Below are 16,155 nucleotides of genomic sequence, written 5' to 3' on the forward strand. Positions count from 1 at the left end.
GGCGCGTTCGGTGCGCTCGTCTCGACGGCGTGGACGAAAGGTGCCGACATGCGGCGAGATCGCGGTAGGGCTGAGTGTGCGCGCAGCCGACCTTGACCTGATTCTGCTAGCCGGCGCCGGAATCGTGATCGCCGCGATCGCCGCGGCCCGAGCGTCGCACGGCGTAGGCCTGCCCGGCCTCCTGGTCTTCCTCGCGCTCGGGCTCGGACTCGGCGAGTCCGGGGCGGGCATCCGCTTCGACGACGCGGGGCTGGCCGAGACGCTGGGTTTGTGCGCGCTGATCGTGATCTTGGCCGAGGGCGGACTGACCGCGGACCTGGCCACGGTCCGGGCTGGGGCCGCGCCCGCTCTCGCGCTGGCGACGGCCGGGGTGGCCGTGACCGCGGGGGTGGTCGCCGTCGCGGCGCACCTTTGGCTGTCTATGAGTTGGTCCCAGGGCCTGCTGCTCGGCGCAGTGCTCGCGCCGACCGACGCCGCGGCGGTCTTCTCGGTGCTGCGCAGGCTTCCGCTGCCGCCAAGATTGACCGGAATCCTCGAAGGCGAGTCGGGGCTGAACGATCCGCCGTCGGTCCTCGCGGTGACGCTGCTCAGCGCGGGAGGCTTGCACGCCTCGGCCGGTTCGGCCGGCCTCGTGGCCGCAGAGGTCTGCTATCAGTTCGCGGCGGGCGCTGCGCTCGGTCTGGTTGTGGGTCTGGCCGGGGTCGCCGGCCTGCGCCGGGTGGCTCTGCCGGCCTCCGGGCTGTACCCGGTCGCGGTGCTCGCGCTGATCGTGGCGGGCTACGGCACTGCCGCGAGCCTGCACGCGAGCGGGTTCCTGGCGGTCTACGTCTCGGCCCTCGTGCTCGGCAACGCGCGGCTGCCGCACCGCGCAGCGACCCGTGGCTTCGCCGAGGGGATGGCGTGGCTCGCCCAGATCGGCCTGTTCGTCATGCTCGGGCTCCTCGCCTCGCCCTCCCGCCTGCCCGCACAGATCTGGCCGGCGCTCCTGATCGGCGGAATCCTCGCGGTGGTAGCCCGGCCTTTGGCTGTGGCGCTCTGCACACTCGGCATGCGCGTGCCGTGGCGCGAGCAGATCTTCCTGTCCTACGCCGGCCTGCGCGGCGCGGTGCCGATCGTGCTGGCCACGATTCCGATGAGCGCCAAAGTGCCCGACGCCGCGCGCGTCTTCGACCTCGTGTTCCTGATCGTGGGCGTGTCCACCCTGGTGCAGGGACCGACGCTGCCGGCGCTGGCGCGTCGGCTAGCGGTGTTCACGGTCGGCGAGGCCAAGCGACTTGAGATCGAGTCCGCGCCGCTCGAAGGCCTGCGCGCAGATCTGCTGCAGTTGCGCATACCGGAGGGCTCGCGGCTGCACGGAGTCGAGCTGTTCGAACTGCGGCTGCCGAAGGAGGCGGGCCTGGCGCTGATCGTCCGATCCGGCCACGGCTTCGTGCCCGACCGGATGACGCGCCTGGAGGCAGACGACACGTTGCTGATCGTCGTCAACGCGGCCGCCCGGAAGCGGACAGAACAGCGGCTACGTGCGGTCAGCCGGGGCGGAAAGCTCGTCGGGTGGCACGGTTAGTGCAGCTTCAGCGAGCATCGCAGCGAAGAGACGCCGACCACCAATCCGCAGACACATCGCCGCGAGTTGATGATCGGCTGGGTGTTGGTGGGTCGTGGTGGCTTGTCGTGATGGGTGCTCGCCGCTTCGCTTCGCCCGTTTTGTCCGGCCACCCACCCACCCGTTGCGTTGGCGGGGCGGGCTGGAGTTTCAAGATCTCGCCTCCGGCGTGGGCCTTCCCTCGGAGAGAATGCCGGGGTCGCGTGGGTGCTGGCGTGGCGGGGCGGGCTGTTGTTTGGGATGGTGGGGTTGCGGGTGTGTGTTCTCTCCTCGGTCGGTCCCCGGAGGCAATCAGGAACCTGCCGGGAGGTCAAGCGGCGGTGGTTTCCGCTCATGCTCGATCTTGCATGGCGCCGCTTGACCTCCCGGCAGAACCCTGATCGGGCTTCGCCTGCCCGACCGAGGAGAGAACCCACCCCCTGAGGTCCGGTGCGAGCTGCGCTCGGGCCCGGGTCCCGGCCGGTGTCCCGGTCGCGCTCGATCCGGAAAAATCCTGCATCGCCGTGGCCCCTGCCATCCCGATCCTTGATCCGTGCGAGGGCATCGGCGTCTGGTTCGCACTTGCTGCTGCATCCTGCACCGCTTTGGTGCGACCGGCCTCGATCCCTGACCTCGCGGCAGAATCCCGCAGGCCGGCCCCGTTCGACGCGGAAGGATTCAGCATCGCCCTGATCCGATCCACCCCGTGCTCACAACTGCACAGGATCGCGCGGCCCGGTCGCACCCCGAAGGGAAATCGTGCACCGCCTTGAGCCACACTTCTGACGCCATCTGCCCAGCCACTCCGTCCATTACCCCTCCGGTCACGAGCCCTGACAACCCCGTACGTATCCATGCTAAACGCCGCTACCGACAAAAACCGCGTATCCGGCTTTTGTCGGTTAGGGAAAATCAAGGAGATTTCCGGGGAACTCGGGCGCGTTCCCCCGCGTTGAAGTAGGAGAGAAGAGGAGAACGGACCAGAACGGCGATGCAGGATTCTTCCGCACCGAGCGCGACCGGGCCACGGGAAGGGACCCGGCCCGAGCGCAGCTCGCACCGGACCTCAGGGGGTGGGTTCTCTCCTCGGTCGGGCAGGCGAAGCCCGATCAGGGTTCTGCCGGGAGGTCAAGCGGCGCGATGCATGATTCACCATCAACGGAAACATCCGCCGCTTGACCTCCCGGCAGGTTCCTGATTGCCTCCGGGGCCCGACCGAGGAGAGAACCCACACCCGCAACCCCACCATCCCGAACCTCAACCCGCCCCACCAACGCCAGCACCCACGCAACCCCGGCACTCTCTCCGAGGAAGGGCCCGCGCCGGAGGCGAGATCTTGAAACCCCAGCCCACCCCGCCCACGCAACGGGTGGGCGGGTGGGCGGGTGGACAGACAAAGCGGGCGGAGCGAAGCAGCCGCCCCCACCACGACGACCACGCCGACCCATGAATTCGCAGCAGGCTCGGCCAGCCGTTGATCCCATCGCTAACCGGCAGCAGATAAGCCTCGGCGAGGATGCGGAGGCATAAGCATCTGAATGCGGGAGCGGACCGACGAAGAGTCTGGCCCCTACGACAGAGCCGCGTACCCCCGCGCCACCGCGTGTTCGAGCGTGGCCGGCGGCAGCGACCACGTGCCTTCACTCAGGGCCTCACCGACCGGTACGCCCGCCTTCTGTAGGCGGGCGATCTCCCGCGCGACGGCGTCGATATCAGCCTGCTGGCGCCGGACGAAGTCGGCGTCGACCGGCGCTCCGTGGCCGGGGATGACCACCGTCGCGGGGCCCATCAGCTCGAGCGCGCTTCCTAGCGTCGCGGCCCAGTCGAGCGGGAACGAGTCGGGGCCGTAGGCGGGTGGGCCCGATTCCTCGACCAGGTCGCCCGCGAGCACGAGGTCGGCGTCGCTGACCCTGAGCCAGAGGTCTCCGTCCGTGTGGCCGCGGCCTCGGTGGAGCAGTTCGAGTGCGCGGTCGCCGAGATCGATTACCGCCCGCGCGTCGACTAACTCGGTGGGCACGGCGGCTTCGAGGTCGTCGAGCCTGTCCGCACTGCCCGGGTCCTCGGCGCGCAGGCGCTCGATCATGGCTTGAGTCTCGGGCGAGGCGAGGTCGAACTCGTAGTTGCCGGGCAGCGTGACGTGTCCCAGATCCGCGCAGGCGGGGTTAGGCGGGGGGCGACGAACTCGGCGTTGCCCCACACGTGGTCGAAGTGGGCGTGGGTGTTGACCACCCAGCGGATCGGGGCGGCCGTCAGCTCCCGCACAGCCTCCTTGACCTCCCGCCCCTCGGCCAGCGAGCCGCGGGTGTCGACTACCGCGACACCTGCTTGGCCGACCACGACGGTGACCGTGACGTCGAACGGCTCGAACCTTGCCCGGAAGACGCGGTCGGCGGCCTCGTGCCATGCGCTGTCCATGCCACGGATCCTACCCAGCGGACCTCACACCCCTGATCACGCGTCGGCGGCTCCGAACCAGGCCGGCAGGTGGGCGAGCAGGTCGCCTTGGTCGTCGCCGCACCAGGCCACGTGGCCGTCGGGACGCAGCAGGACGGCGGGCACGGCCAGCTCGTCGCTGTGGTCGACGACGTGCTCGACCCGGTCCGCCCAGCCCTCGACGGAAAGTCGACCGGTCTGGTCGAGCAGCAGCCCGCGTCCGTCGCGCATCAGCCCGTAAAGCCGGCCGCGCTTGAGTTCGATATCGCGCAGCCGCTTGCCGAGCAGCTCGTGGCCCTCGCCGAAGTCGTACTTCACGCCGACCGCCATGACCTTCTCGACCAGCAGGCGTCGCACGTCCTCGAAGTCCATCAGCTCGCTGAGCAGGCGGCGTACGGCCTGGGGCCCGGGCTCGGGCGAGATCAGCTCCGACTGGGCGCGCGTGAGGGTCAGCACGTCGTCGGCGACGGGGTGGCGCTCGGCGTGGTAGGTGTCCAGCAGCCCTTCCGGCGCCCAGCCCTTCACCGCGGCGGCGAGCTTCCAGCCCAGGTTGAACGCATCCTGGATGCCGAGGTTGAGCCCCTGTCCGCCCAGCGGCGGGTGGACGTGCGCCGCGTCGCCGGCCAGGAAGACGCGGCCGCTGCGGTAGTGCTCGGCCAGCCGCGTCGCGTCGGTGAACCGCGACAGCCAGCGCACCGAGTGGGCACCGAAGTCAGTGCCCGCATACGCCTGGAGCTGCGTCCGGAACTCCTCCAGGGTCGGCGGGGTGGTGCGGTCCTCGGACACGGTCGCGGCCGGGACGACGGCCCGGTACAACCCGTTGCCGGCTGGCCCGATGCCGAAACCCTTGTGAGTCTTGCGCACTTCTTCGGACACGGCGGCCAGCTCCTCGGCCGGGGTCGTGACCTCCATCTCGCCGAGCAGCCATTCCGTCCGCGCGGCCTCGCCGGGGAATTCGACGCCCAGCTGCCTGCGCACCAGGCTTCGCCCGCCGTCGCAGCCGACCAGCCACTGCGCTTGCAGGCGGGTGCCGTCGGCGAGTTCGACGGTGACCGCGTCCTCCTCCGGCGTTATGCCGGTCACTTCGTGGCCGCGGCGGATCTCCGCGCCGAGTTCCGCGGCGTGCTCGGCCAGCAGGCGATCGGTGACCGGCTGCGGCAGCCCGAGGATGTAGCCGTGTGCGGTGTCCACGCCGGCCGGCCAGTCCTTGTCGATCCCGGCGAAGCCGCGCGGCCGCTCCGGGTAGCGCTGCCCGTGCGCGAGGAACCGCTCCAGCAGCCCGCGCTGGTCCATGATCTCGATGCTGCGCGCGTGCAGGCCGAGCGAGCGGACCAGCGGACTCGGCTCCGCGTCCCGTTCCAGCACGAGCACGTCCACCCCGTGCAGGCGCAGCTCGCCCGCCAGCATCATCCCGGTCGGCCCGCCGCCGACGACGATCACATCGAACATGAGAACTCCGATCCCAGACACCTGCGCTCCGAGGAATGATCGCAGATCAGCGCCGCAGCCGGGATCGGGAAGGAATGTCCGGGCGGATCCGGGTCATCCGGGGGCCATGGCTACTTTCATCATCGTCCTGATCATCATCGGCGCGATCGCGGGTCTGATCGCCCGGGCCCTGCTGCCGGGCCGCGACTCGCTCGGGCTGCTCGGCACGATCGTGCTCGGAGTGGTCGGCTCCTTCGTCGGCGGATTCCTGGAGAACATGATCCAGTTCCACACGTTCTCGATCCACCAGTTCCACGCCACCGGCATCATCGGCTCGATCATCGGCGCCTTCGTCGTGCTGCTCCTGCTGCGCCTGTCCGGCCACGAGCCCGGCCACTACCGCTGAGCCGGACACCCCGGGGTTTGCCGGGTGGCTTTCGGGTCACCCATCGAAGAACCGGATCTGAAAATCGGAAGGATGCGTGGACCGATGACCATGGTGGACAACGCCGAAAGCATCTCGGGTTCGCAGCCCGATGTCGTCGACGTCCTGCTGGCCCAGCACAGGCTCGTGCGCGAGCTGATGACCGAGGTCTCCGACGGCCACGGCGAGGCGCGGCAGCGGGCGTTCGACGAGCTGCGGACGCTGCTGGCGCTGCACGAGGCGGCCGAGGAGTCGATCGTGCATCCGGCGGCGCACGGCGAAGTGGCGGAAGCGCGGGTGGCGGAGGAGGAGCACGCCGCTCGGGCGATCGCCCGGCTGGAGTCGCTGGACCTGAGCAGCGAGGCGTTCGACCAGGCGTTCGCCGAGTTCGCCCAGGCGGTGCTCGCGCACGCCGACAAGGAGGAGCGCGAGGAGTTCCCGGCGCTGCGTCAGGGCACTCCTTCGCGGACGCTGCAGGAGATGGCGGACCGCGTGGTGAGCGGACAGGAGGACGCCTACGCCCAGATGGGCGGCGATCCGGTCGGCGCCACGGCGGTGACGGCCGAGCCGTTCGCCGCGAGGCTGGACGAGGCCAGTTCCGCGATGGAGTCGCACTGACGCGGCAGATCGCTGGTATGACGAAGCCGACGCCCGGCCGGGCGTCGGCTTCGTCGTACCAGGGGCGGAGAAAAATCCTCGGCGCGTTGTCGAAACGGAGCCGCGTCGTTCGTGATACAGGTGAGCGGCCGCCATGAGGGGTGGCCGGTGACACCAGGAGATGATCCGATGCACTACCTGCTTTCCGTGATCGCCGACGACGAGACGACCACGGCCACGCCCGAGGAAGACGCCGCGATCGAGGTGTTCAACGACCGGCTGCGCGCCACGGGGCACTGGGTCTTCGCAGGCGGGCTCGGGTCGCAGGGTCCGGCCACCGTCGTCGACTACCGGGGTGACGAGGCACTGGTCACGGACGGGCCCTTCATCGAGTCGAAGGAGTACCTGGCCGGCTTCTGGATCATCGCGGCGGCGGACCTCGATGTGGCGCTCAAGCTCGCCGCCGACGGCTCGAAGGCGTGCAATCGCAAGGTCGAGGTGCGGCCGTTCCTGTGAGCGGGTCTTCGGCCCAGGAGGCGGTCACGCGGGCCCATCGTGAGCAGTGGGCCCGCATCGTCGCCGTTCTGACCAGGCGCTTCGGCGACCTCGACGTGGCCGAGGAGGCGGCGGCCGAGGCGTTCGCGACCGCGGTCGAGCTGTGGCCGGCCGACGGCGTGCCGCCGAACCCGGCCGGCTGGCTGTTCACGACCGCCCAGCGCAAGGCCATCGACCGGATCCGGCGCGAAAGCAAACGCGAGGACAAGCAGATGCAGGCCCGGCTCTTGTACGAGGACGACCCGGCCGAGCCGCTCGGCGCGATCGACGACGAGCGGCTTCGGCTGATCTTCACCTGCTGCCACCCGGCGCTCGCGCCGCAGACCCGGGTGGCGCTGACGCTGCGCATGGTGGCCGGTCTGACGGTGCCGGAGATCGCCCGCGCGTTCCTGGTGTCCGAGACCGCGATGGGGCAGCGGATCACCCGGGCGAAGGCCAAGATCAAGGCGGCCCGGATCCCTTACCGGGTGCCGTCCGCGCCGGACCTGCCGGGACGCGTGAGCGGTGTGCTCACCGTGCTCTACCTCGTCTTCAACGAGGGCTATCTGGCGACGGGCCCGGAGACCGATCCGATCCGCCGGGACCTGACGGCCGAGGCGATCCGGCTCGCCCGCCTGATCAGGGCTCTACTGCCGGACGACGGCGAGGCGGCCGGCCTGTTGGCGCTGATGCTGCTGATCGAGGCCCGCCGCGACTCCCGGGTGTCGGCGAGCGGCGAACTGGTCCCCCTGGCCGAGCAGGATCGCGGGGCCTGGGACGCGGCGCTGATCGCCGAGGGGCACCAGCTGGTGCGCGAGCGTCTGGCCGCCGGTGAAGCCCCGGGCCGCTATCAGATCCTCGCCGCGATGAACGCGGTGCACACCTCCGCGCGCGACGTGCGCGACACCGACTGGTCACAGGTCGTCGCCCTCTACGACCTGCTCGTCCGGCTCGATCCCTCGCCGATCGTCGCGCTGAACCGAGCGATCGCCGTCGCCGAGCTCGACGGGCCGGAGGTCGCGTTGGCGACCCTCGATCAGCTCGCGGAGGACTTGGCCGACTATCACGCCTTCCACGTGGCTCGCGCCGACCTGCTGCGCCGGCTGGGCCGCGGTCGGCAGGCGCGTGCGGCGTACGACCGCGCCATCGAGTTGGCGGGCAACACCGCCGAGACCGCGTATCTGACGCGGCGTCGGGATCAGCTGCGTTAGAACGAGCTCCGGGGGCGGGCGTGTGGGTCGCCCGCCCCCGGGCTTGGCGCGTCCGGGAACTCAGGACACGCTGAGGGTGTAGTTGTTGATGGTGAAGTTCTCCTGTGTGCTGCCCGTACCGCTGATCTCCCAGCCGTACTGCACGGTGGAGAGCGTCGGGTTGGAGAAGTAGCCTTCGGTGTTCTCCAGGTACTTGAGCAGGTTGAGGATGTTGACCGTGCCCGAGCTCTCGTTGCTGGTCCGGACGAACGAGTAGGTCGGGTTCGCGCCGTTGCTGCCCGCATAGAGCGTCCAGGTGTTGCCGTCGAGGGTGACGGTGCCGACGGAGGAGCCGAGCGGTCCGACGTTGCCGCTGGTGTCGGTCCAGATCATGATCTCGATGGCGCTGCTGTTGAGCCAGATGTCGTAGGCCGACTCCCAGTTCCCGCTGCTGGGGTTGGTCTCGTTGAAGGTGCTGCTCACGGTGCTCAACGAGTTGAGCGCCGTGCCGACGGTGTAGCTCTCGTTCGCGTACGACTTCACGCCGGAGGTGTTCGGCTGGGTGGAGTTCACGCCCCAGTTGGTGGCCGAGTTCACCCAGAGCGTCTGCGAGCCGTAGCCGCTGCCCCACTCGTCGTTGTAGATCGTGTAGCCGCCGATGGTGTACTCGGCCCACTGACCCGAGTCCTCATACAGGTGGGAAGAGGACGACGAGGCGGATGCGGACGGCGACGCGGAGGCCGAGGCCGACGGGGACGCGGAGGCCGACTTCGACGGGCTGGGCGAGCTCGAGGAGACCGCGCCGGTGCAGGCCGTGCCGTTGAGGGTGAACGACGACGGGTTGCCCGGGTAGGTGCTGCCGGAGTACGAGCCGTTGAACCCGACGGTGGTACTGCCGTTCGCGGCCAGGCTGCCGTTGTAAGAGACGTTGGAGACGGTCACGTTCTGGCCGGACTGGCTGAAGGTGCCGTTCCAGCCGGAGCTGACCGCCTCGGTCCCCGGCAGGGTGAAGCCGAGCGTCCAGCTGGTCACCGCCGAGCCGAGGTTGGTGATGGCGACGTTGGCCGTGAAGCCGCCCGACCAAGAGCTGGAGATGGTGTACGAGACCTGGCATCCGCTCGCCGCGTTCGCGGTGGGCGTGAGTGCGAGCGCGGTCAATCCGGTGGTCGTGAGCACCGTAGCGGTCGCGGCGGCCACCCGCGCCCGGGTGCGCGTGGCCGCGCCGCTGCGGCGCGCGCGCACGGTGGAATCTGACATGCCGTGCCTTTCTCAAGGAATGAGCTGTACTCCCCGGGGGGTGCGGGGATCCGACCTGGATGCGGTGTTGAAGCGCTTCGATGCGAAGCCGCATCCGGGTGCTCAGTACTATCTAGTATCGATGGGCCGGATTGACAAGAGGTCGTGAGAATCCTGATGAACGTGCACTTCAACGCTTGATCTTTTATGTATAGTCGAAGTATTCGATTCATCGAGTGAACGGCAAGCGCTTCGACTGGCATCCGCAGCGGGCCGGGCACGGCTGCCGGCTGCTGCAGAAGGCCGTCGCGTCGCCGGTCCGAACCTGCCCCCAGACACCAGTCGGCCCCAGCCTGGTTCAGGCTGGGGCCGACGGCCGGGTGGTGCTCACGCCGTTCACGACGAACTGGCGGCTCGCGCTGCGTCGCCGCGCTGGTAGCGGCGGTTGAAGCGCTCGACGCGCCCTGCGGTGTCGAGCACGCGCGTGTTGCCGGTGTAGAACGGGTGGCTCGCCGCCGACACCTCTACGTCGACGACCGGGTAGGTGCGGCCGTCAGTCCATTCGACGCTCGCGTCGCTGACCGCGGTCGAGCGGGTCAGGAAGGCGTAGCCGGCCGACTTGTCGCGGAACACGACTGGGGCGTAGGCGGGGTGGATGGTGGGCTTCATGCGGTCCTCCTCGGCGTTCTTCTGGATCGTTCGGTGCGCTCGCCGGGCCCGGGCAGGCGGCCCGGCTTCAGTGCTCCTCGCGGAACTCCGGCCTCAGCGCTCTTCGCGGAACTCGACATGCCGGCCCGCGACGGCGTCGTACTTGCGCAGTACGAGCCGGTCCGGGTCGTTGCGGCGGTTCTTGCGGGTCACGTAGGTATAGCCGGTCCCGGCGGTGGAGCGGAGCTTCACGATGGGGCGCAGTTCGCTTCGGGCCATGGTCAGGGGTCCTCCGTGGATCTCTCGACAATGAATGTCACTCCCAACTACGCTCGCGAGCCCCGAACTATTCCCGCGCCGCTCCCGCACCAAGGTGTTACTCTCTGCGACATTCAGGGGGCCCTATCGACGGGGTCGTCCCAAGACGCCGCGAAACGTGGCAGAATTGATCACACCCCGTGACGAGGCCGAGTTGTCGGGAAATATCCCGCCCGGCCGCAGCGTTACACCGCCGGAAACCGAGGAGGACGCGTATGACGAAGACGAAAGACGCCATCGAGGTCGAGGGCCGGGTCGTCGAGTCCCTGCCGAACACGATGTTCCGGGTGGAGATGACCAACGGCCACCGGATACTCGCGCACATCAGCGGCAAGATGCGGAAGAACTACATCCGCATCCTGCCCGAGGACAAGGTCGTCGTCGAGCTCAGCCCGTACGACCTGACCCGTGGACGCATCGTCTACCGGTATAAGTAAGGGGTATGATGAAGGTCAAGCCGAGCGTCGGGCCCATGTGCCCGCACTGCAAGACGATCCGCCGTCGCGGGCGCGTGACGGTGATCTGCGACGCCAACCCGCGCCACGCCCAGCGTCAAGGCTGAGACCGCCGAGCTGAGGCGAGGGCGCACCGACTCTCTCGAGAGCAATGATCCCTTCGAAAGTGCGAAGCTCTTTCGAGGCCGCTGCTCTCGAGAGCACTGACTCTTTCCGGCCCGGTACCGCGCTTTGCCGCGTACCGGGCCGAGCTGTGCCATCCCGGCTCTGGCTCATGTGCTCTTCAACGCGAGGTCATCGGCAGCGAAGTCCTCGTCGGGGGCCTCGGGTGGGTGGTGGAGGTGCCACTCGACCGAGCGCCGCAGGCTCTCGGCAGGGTCGCGCTCCCGCCACCCCAGTCGTTGCCGAGCCTTGGTCGCGTCGGTCAGCATCGCCTGCGCGCCGGCACGGGTGATGCGCAGGTCGGCCGGGAGCACGGATTCCGGCACCGTGACCAGCTCCGCGCGGGAACCGGCGGCGGCCAGGATCCACTGGGCGTACAGCTTCATCGAGGGCGTCGTCGCCTCGACGACGTTGTAGATCTCGCCTTCCTGGCCTTCGGCCTCCAGCGCGGCCGCGACCGCGGTGGCGACATCCCCGACATAGACCAGGCTGAAGAGCATCGTGCCCGCGCCGAAGGGGATCCGTTGCCGACCCGCCCGCACCCGCCGCAGGATGCACTCGAAGCGGTGCTGGTAGTCGTGCTCGCCGTAGATGCCGCCGGGACGCAGAATGGTGGCGCCGGCAGCGAGGTACCGCTCCTCGATGTCCAGGTTCTCCCATTGCGGTCCGTCGAGGTGACGAGCCGTACGAAGTGGCGAATCCTCGCGCAGAGGCACCGGATCGGTGTGGATGCCGGCCCGGGCCGACTCGTAGGCCCGGTAGACGTCCACGCTCGAGATCGCGACCAAGCGCAGCCCGTCGGGCAGCGCCCGCAGCGAGCTGTCCGCGCCGGCTCCGTCGAGCGCTGAGACGTCCACGGCCGCGTCGGGCCGGAACTCGGCGAACTCGGCCCGATGCTCAGGCCACGCCGCCCGCTCCGCGTGCAGATGTCGGAACGAGGACAGCTCCGGCGGCTCCGCCCGCCCGCGATGGACCACGAGCAGTTCGTGCCCTCGGGCGGCCAACTCCGCGCAGATCGCCCGGCCGACGAACCAAGTGCCACCCAGCACCACCACACGCATGTAGCGACCTCCCGACCAGTGGTTTCTCCTGTCTCTCCGACCAGATTAAGGTCCCGTGAGGCCACTGTGCGGTCCCAAGGGCGCAACTTCGCTGACAGCAGAAAACCGCCGCCTGATCACCTCTCCACTGCGGGCTGGGATCTGTCGGGGGGTGCGGTGTGACTAACCGGAAACGTTTACGGAACGTGGGTTGGGTCAGAGTATGAGAACTCTGCGGGTGCGGCGTCAAGTCCGTCGAGGCTGGACTTTTCGTGGATCTCCGCGGCGCCCCGAAACCGAATCAGTCCCGGGCTGTCGTGGCCGCGGACTCGCCGGCGCCGCAGGACTGACGCACGATCAGGCGGGTCGGGGTGAGTACGGGCTCGATCGTGTGCGTGGCGTCCTTGCCGTCGACAAGGCGCAGCAGCGTGTCCACGGCGGCGGCGCCGAGCGCGTGCGAGTCCTGCTTGATCGTGGTCAGAGCCGGGCGGACCAGGGCCGCCGCCTCGATGTCGTCGAAGCCGACCACCGCGATGTCGCCGGGGACGGACAGGCCCGCGTCGGCGAAGGCGTGCACGGCGCCGAGCGCCATCTCGTCGCCGGCCACGAACACGGCGGTGGGGCGGTGCTCCGGGGACATCCCGGCCAGGCGCTCGCCGCAGGTGTATCCGCTGTCGAGGAAGAAGTCGCCGGAGGAGACGTACTCGTCCTCCAGGCCCAGTTCCCGGCACGCGTCGCGGTATCCCTCCAGCCGCGCCTCGGCCGGCATCATGGTCAGCGGGCCGGTGATCGTGGCGATCTTCCGGTGGCCGAGCGCGTGCAGGTGGCGCACGGCCTGGATCGCGCCCTCGCGGTTGTCCGAGGTCACGTACGTCGCGCGCGGACCGCTGATGGGCACGTCGAAGCCGATGCAGGCGAGGTCCGAGCCCAGCAGGGCGCGCATCGCCGGACGGCGCTCGTCCACGCCCATCAGGATCACGCCCTCGAGCTGGAACTGCGCCGCGGCCTCGAGGTACGCCCGCTTGCCGAGGCGGTCGGTCTCCACGTTCAGCAGGATCAGGTGCCGGCCGGCCGCGTCGAGCGCCTGCTTGATCCCGACCAGCACCGAGAGCAGGAACGGATGGCGTCGCCCCGCGGTCTCGTAGGCGCTGTCCCACAGCAGGCCCACCGCGTCCGAGCGACCGCGCACGAGCGCCCGGGCGGACACGCTCGGACGGTAGCCGAGGACCTCGGCGGCCAGCTGGATCTGACGCCGCGTCTCCTCGTTCACCTCCGGGCGTCCGTTGAGCGCGCGTGAGACGGTCGCCACGGACACGCCGCAGACCTTCGCGAGTTCTCTGATACCAGCCACCGAGGCACCCCCCGTCCGAGCCATAGACGTCGAATGTATCCGAACCGGCCACGCCGGGTCTTGACGCGGGCCGACTGGTTCCGGATACTCCAGCCTAGTACTTCCGGAAACGTTTACGGAACGATCGCGCGGCGCGCGACGGACGTTTCCCGTTCGGGCGCGATGCCGCCGTGCGGCGCCGGCCTCACCACGGCCGGCCGCCGTCAGGGACCGAAGGTTCCTTCCATCATGCCTCTTGGCAGTTCGGAGCAAAGATGCGACCGTCTGCACCATCCGCACCGCACCAACCCACACCCCCGTCGCGCCCTGACGCCGCCGCCGCGGCCCGGCGCCCGGACCGCGCCCGGCGCCGCCGCGGGCTGATCGCCGTCATCGCCGCCGTCGCGCCGATCGCGGCGCTGCTGACGGTGATCGTGCCGGACAGCGCGTCCGCCACCACCGTTCCGAGCGCGCCCTCCGGCTGGACCACCGTCTACAGCGACGCCTTCGCCGGTAGCGCGGGCAGCGGGGTCGACTCCTCGTGGACCTACGACACCGGCACCCAGTACAACGGCAACGGCTGCACCGCGAACTACGGCACCAGCGAGGTCGAGTCGAACACGAACTCCACCTCGAACGTGGCGCTCGACGGCAGCGGCCACCTGAAGATCACCGCGGTCGAATCCGGCAGCTCCTGGACCTCGGGCCGGATCGAGACCACCTCGGACAGCTACGCCGCGCCCGCCGGCGGAGAGCTCGAGGTCACCGCCTCCATCCAGCAGCCGAATCCCGCCTCGGGCGTCGGTTACTGGCCGGCGTTCTGGATGCTCGGCGCCGGATTCCGCTCCTCGGGCGCCGGCACCTCGGGCACGATGAACTGCTCGAACTGGCCGTCCGCCGGCGAGATCGACATCATGGAGGACGTCAACGCGCTGAGCGAGCACTCCGGCACTTTCCACTGCGGCGTCGACCCGGGCGGCGCGTGCAACGAGACCACCGGTCTCGGCAGCGGACTGGTGGCCTGCTCCGGCTGTCAGACCGGCTACAACACCTACACCGCGATCATCGACCGCACCAACACCAGCAACGAGTCGATCACCTACTACCTCAACGGTATCTCGTACTACACGGTGACGGAGAGCCAGGTAGGCACGGCGACGTGGCAGGCGGCGGTGGACCACGGGTTCTTCCTGATCCTCGACCTGGCCATGGGCGGCGCCTACCCGAACGCGATCTGCGGCTGCGGCTCGCCGAGCGCTTCCACCAGCTCGGGCGCTTCGATGAGCATCGGTTACGTGGCGGTGTACCAGAAGGCTGCCGGCGCCTCGGCCAGCGCGTCCGCCAGTGCCTCGGCGAGCGCGTCCGCGAGCGCCTCGGCGAGCGCGTCCGCGAGCGCCTCGGCCAGCCCGACGGGCACCTCGGGTAGCGGAGGCGGTACCTCGTGCACCACGACGGCCACTTCCAACATCTCAGCCGACTGCTACGGCGCGGCCAACGGCACGATCAGCGTGCAGAGCACCACGGACGCCGATCCGTCCGGGGTGGACTCGAACCAGACGGCCCAGCTGTCGAACGGGAACTACCTCGAATATAAGAATGTGAACTTCGGAACCACCGGGTCGACCCAGTTCGACGCCCGGGTCGCCTCCGGCGCCGCGGGCGGAGTCAGCGGCCTGGTCGAGGTGGTGCTGGACAGCCCGACCAACTCCCCGATCGGCAGCTTCGCGGTGGCCAACACCGGAGGCTGGTCGAGCTGGGAGACCGTGCCGGCGAACATCACCAAGGTCACCGGGACCCACAACGTCTATCTCGAGTTCGTCTCCGGGGCGTCCGGGAACCCGGCCTACGTGAGCCTGCACTACTTCGACTTCCCGGCTTCATGATCTCAGCTCACTGATCCCAGCTCCATGAGCTCTACCGCCCGAAGCCAGACGGGCCGGCCGGCCCCGTGCCGGCCGGCCCTTCCGGCTTCCCGCGCACGCGTCCCGGCTTCATCGGCTCCATCCGCTGAACCACTCGCCGCCCACCGGCGAAGACCGAAGGGTTCGACCATGAATACCGCCACTCTGCAGTCCCCGCACGTCGACGAAGGGCTCGACTTCGCCCGGCTCTTCCCGGCGTCGCCGCACGGCACCCACCTGACCGCGCGCACCGCCCGGCTGCTGCACGACGTGCTGCGCTACCTCGGCGAGGCCGGGCACACCCGGCTCGCGCAGCTGGGCGACCGGCCGGTGTGCGCGCAGGACGAGGACCTGTTCACGGCGCTGCCCGAGTTCACCTGGCACCAGTCGGTGCACTGGCGGCGCCGCTTCATCGCGGTCTTCGACGAGATCGCGGACCAGCTGGCGCAGGGGCGCATCCCCATGCCGGGGACGCCGGCCGAGGAGTTCGCGCTCTGGCTCGCCATCGTGCAGGCCGAGCTGCTGATCACGATGCAGCCGGACGTGGTCGAGCACGCGGTGGGCGCCGTCGCGCCCGAGCCCGGCGACTTCGACTGGCCGCAGTGCCACGCGCGGCTGTTCCGGCACGCCTACGTGCCGTTGCTCTTCCTCGACGAGTTCGCCGGGATGCACGATCCGGCGCACGAGGCGAACCGGCGGCTGCGGATCGGCGACTACCGTCCGGCCGGCTGGTTCCGCGAGTTCACCGCCGTCGTCGCGCCGACGTACCCGGCGATGCGCTGGGTCTAGACCCGATTCGCCGGCGGACGCACCCTCGGCCCTGCTCCGCCGGGCGTGTTCCCGGAACCCGCGCGCGCCCTCGCGCACTCCCGAATCA

At 69.6% G+C, this 16,155-nt stretch carries 17 protein-coding genes; 9 read left to right on the forward strand and 8 right to left on the reverse strand.

Annotated features, from left to right (window positions below):
• The first annotated feature begins 40 nt into the window (after positions 1-40).
• The gene (locus tag ACTRO_RS09245; RefSeq protein ID WP_245594331.1) at positions 41-1,564 is read left to right on the forward strand and encodes a potassium/proton antiporter; all 1,524 of its coding nucleotides are present in this window, start codon (positions 41-43) and stop codon (positions 1,562-1,564) included.
• Positions 1,565-3,152: 1,588 nt separating this feature from the next.
• On the opposite strand, the gene ACTRO_RS09250 is transcribed toward ACTRO_RS09245, so the two are convergent.
• From ACTRO_RS09250 to rox, 3 genes are read right to left on the reverse strand one after another with little or no spacing between them, the layout of a single operon-like run.
• The gene (locus ACTRO_RS09250; protein ID WP_051450558.1) at positions 3,153-3,665 is read right to left on the reverse strand and encodes an MBL fold metallo-hydrolase; all 513 of its coding nucleotides are present in this window, start codon (positions 3,663-3,665) and stop codon (positions 3,153-3,155) included.
• Complete coding sequence (locus ACTRO_RS09255) at positions 3,662-3,997, reverse strand: MBL fold metallo-hydrolase (RefSeq protein WP_034262764.1); 336 nt, start codon at positions 3,995-3,997, stop codon at positions 3,662-3,664. The genes ACTRO_RS09250 and ACTRO_RS09255 overlap by 4 nt, the downstream gene beginning before the upstream one ends.
• A 36-nt stretch (positions 3,998-4,033) precedes the next feature.
• On the reverse strand, positions 4,034-5,464 hold the full coding sequence (rox, locus tag ACTRO_RS09260; protein ID WP_034262766.1) for a rifampin monooxygenase: 1,431 nt from the start codon (positions 5,462-5,464) through the stop codon (positions 4,034-4,036).
• A 106-nt stretch (positions 5,465-5,570) separates the two neighbouring features.
• Here rox and ACTRO_RS09265 point away from each other — a divergent pair, with 106 nt between their 5' ends.
• The 4 genes from ACTRO_RS09265 (at position 5,571) to ACTRO_RS09280 (ending at position 8,209) form a co-directional block, all read left to right on the forward strand.
• Positions 5,571-5,849: a GlsB/YeaQ/YmgE family stress response membrane protein gene (locus tag ACTRO_RS09265; RefSeq protein ID WP_034262767.1), complete on the forward strand. Its 279-nt coding sequence runs from the start codon at positions 5,571-5,573 to the stop codon at positions 5,847-5,849.
• Between the two features lie 84 nt (positions 5,850-5,933).
• Positions 5,934-6,485 carry a hemerythrin domain-containing protein gene (locus ACTRO_RS09270; RefSeq protein WP_051450559.1) on the forward strand — a complete coding sequence of 184 codons (552 nt, stop codon included), beginning with the start codon at positions 5,934-5,936 and terminating at the stop codon, positions 6,483-6,485.
• Positions 6,486-6,653: 168 nt separating this feature from the next.
• Positions 6,654-6,980 carry a YciI family protein gene (locus ACTRO_RS09275; RefSeq protein ID WP_034262769.1) on the forward strand — a complete coding sequence of 109 codons (327 nt, stop codon included), beginning with the start codon at positions 6,654-6,656 and terminating at the stop codon, positions 6,978-6,980.
• Entirely contained in the window at positions 6,977-8,209 is a 1,233-nt protein-coding gene (locus ACTRO_RS09280) for an RNA polymerase sigma factor (RefSeq protein WP_034262770.1), read from the forward strand. The genes ACTRO_RS09275 and ACTRO_RS09280 overlap by 4 nt, the downstream gene beginning before the upstream one ends.
• 60 nt (positions 8,210-8,269) lie before the next feature.
• Here the strand turns inward: ACTRO_RS09280 and ACTRO_RS45555 are convergent, their stop codons facing one another.
• The 3 genes from ACTRO_RS45555 to rpmG all read right to left on the reverse strand — a co-directional run bounded on the left by ACTRO_RS45555 (position 8,270) and on the right by rpmG (position 10,351).
• Positions 8,270-9,445, reverse strand: a complete 1,176-nt coding sequence (locus ACTRO_RS45555; RefSeq protein ID WP_051450560.1) for a cellulose binding domain-containing protein — start codon at positions 9,443-9,445, stop codon at positions 8,270-8,272.
• A gap of 375 nt (positions 9,446-9,820) precedes the next feature.
• Positions 9,821-10,093: a type B 50S ribosomal protein L31 gene (locus ACTRO_RS09290; protein ID WP_034262772.1), complete on the reverse strand. Its 273-nt coding sequence runs from the start codon at positions 10,091-10,093 to the stop codon at positions 9,821-9,823.
• Between the two features lie 93 nt (positions 10,094-10,186).
• On the reverse strand, positions 10,187-10,351 hold the full coding sequence (rpmG, locus tag ACTRO_RS09295) for a 50S ribosomal protein L33 (RefSeq protein WP_034262774.1): 165 nt from the start codon (positions 10,349-10,351) through the stop codon (positions 10,187-10,189).
• Positions 10,352-10,605: 254 nt separating this feature from the next.
• On the opposite strand from rpmG, the gene infA reads away from it, so the two are divergent.
• Both infA and rpmJ read left to right on the forward strand, forming a co-directional pair.
• Positions 10,606-10,827, forward strand: a complete 222-nt coding sequence (gene infA / locus ACTRO_RS09300; RefSeq protein ID WP_034262776.1) for a translation initiation factor IF-1 — start codon at positions 10,606-10,608, stop codon at positions 10,825-10,827.
• An 8-nt stretch (positions 10,828-10,835) separates the two neighbouring features.
• Entirely contained in the window at positions 10,836-10,952 is a 117-nt protein-coding gene (gene rpmJ, locus ACTRO_RS45560) for a 50S ribosomal protein L36 (RefSeq protein WP_084317032.1), read from the forward strand.
• Positions 10,953-11,117: 165 nt separating this feature from the next.
• On the opposite strand, the gene ACTRO_RS09305 is transcribed toward rpmJ, so the two are convergent.
• Positions 11,118-12,068: an NAD-dependent epimerase/dehydratase family protein gene (locus tag ACTRO_RS09305; RefSeq protein WP_034262777.1), complete on the reverse strand. Its 951-nt coding sequence runs from the start codon at positions 12,066-12,068 to the stop codon at positions 11,118-11,120.
• A gap of 280 nt (positions 12,069-12,348) precedes the next feature.
• Positions 12,349-13,398 (reverse strand): LacI family DNA-binding transcriptional regulator, encoded by a 1,050-nt coding sequence (locus ACTRO_RS09310; protein WP_245594332.1) that lies wholly within the window; start codon positions 13,396-13,398, stop codon positions 12,349-12,351.
• Between the two features lie 254 nt (positions 13,399-13,652).
• Here ACTRO_RS09310 and ACTRO_RS09315 point away from each other — a divergent pair, with 254 nt between their 5' ends.
• Both ACTRO_RS09315 and ACTRO_RS09320 read left to right on the forward strand, forming a co-directional pair.
• Positions 13,653-15,260, forward strand: coding sequence for a carbohydrate-binding protein (locus ACTRO_RS09315; RefSeq protein WP_084316114.1), 1,608 nt, complete (start codon positions 13,653-13,655; stop codon positions 15,258-15,260).
• A gap of 168 nt (positions 15,261-15,428) precedes the next feature.
• The gene (locus tag ACTRO_RS09320) at positions 15,429-16,067 is read left to right on the forward strand and encodes a hypothetical protein (RefSeq protein ID WP_034262778.1); all 639 of its coding nucleotides are present in this window, start codon (positions 15,429-15,431) and stop codon (positions 16,065-16,067) included.
• Positions 16,068-16,155: the final 88 nt, after the last annotated feature.

It is taken from the genome of Actinospica robiniae DSM 44927, assembly GCF_000504285.1.
Taxonomy (GTDB): Bacteria; Actinomycetota; Actinomycetes; order Streptomycetales; family Catenulisporaceae; genus Actinospica; species Actinospica robiniae.

Excerpts from the sequence above, each read along its gene's own strand:
- ACTRO_RS09275 (WP_034262769.1), top strand. The coding sequence starts at position 6,654 with ATGCACTACCTGCTTTCCGTGATCGCCGACGACGAGACGACCACGGCC.
- ACTRO_RS09305 (WP_034262777.1), bottom strand. The coding sequence starts at position 12,068 with ATGCGTGTGGTGGTGCTGGGTGGCACTTGGTTCGTCGGCCGGGCGATC.
- ACTRO_RS45555 (WP_051450560.1), bottom strand. The coding sequence starts at position 9,445 with ATGTCAGATTCCACCGTGCGCGCGCGCCGCAGCGGCGCGGCCACGCGC.
- rox (WP_034262766.1), bottom strand. The coding sequence starts at position 5,464 with ATGTTCGATGTGATCGTCGTCGGCGGCGGGCCGACCGGGATGATGCTG.
- rpmJ (WP_084317032.1), top strand. The coding sequence starts at position 10,836 with ATGAAGGTCAAGCCGAGCGTCGGGCCCATGTGCCCGCACTGCAAGACG.
- ACTRO_RS09270 (WP_051450559.1), top strand. The coding sequence starts at position 5,934 with ATGACCATGGTGGACAACGCCGAAAGCATCTCGGGTTCGCAGCCCGAT.
- ACTRO_RS09255 (WP_034262764.1), bottom strand. The coding sequence starts at position 3,997 with ATGGACAGCGCATGGCACGAGGCCGCCGACCGCGTCTTCCGGGCAAGG.
- ACTRO_RS09320 (WP_034262778.1), top strand. The coding sequence starts at position 15,429 with ATGAATACCGCCACTCTGCAGTCCCCGCACGTCGACGAAGGGCTCGAC.
- ACTRO_RS09315 (WP_084316114.1), top strand. The coding sequence starts at position 13,653 with ATGCGACCGTCTGCACCATCCGCACCGCACCAACCCACACCCCCGTCG.
- ACTRO_RS09290 (WP_034262772.1), bottom strand. The coding sequence starts at position 10,093 with ATGAAGCCCACCATCCACCCCGCCTACGCCCCAGTCGTGTTCCGCGAC.
- rpmG (WP_034262774.1), bottom strand. The coding sequence starts at position 10,351 with ATGGCCCGAAGCGAACTGCGCCCCATCGTGAAGCTCCGCTCCACCGCC.
- ACTRO_RS09265 (WP_034262767.1), top strand. The coding sequence starts at position 5,571 with ATGGCTACTTTCATCATCGTCCTGATCATCATCGGCGCGATCGCGGGT.
- ACTRO_RS09250 (WP_051450558.1), bottom strand. The coding sequence starts at position 3,665 with ATGATCGAGCGCCTGCGCGCCGAGGACCCGGGCAGTGCGGACAGGCTC.
- infA (WP_034262776.1), top strand. The coding sequence starts at position 10,606 with ATGACGAAGACGAAAGACGCCATCGAGGTCGAGGGCCGGGTCGTCGAG.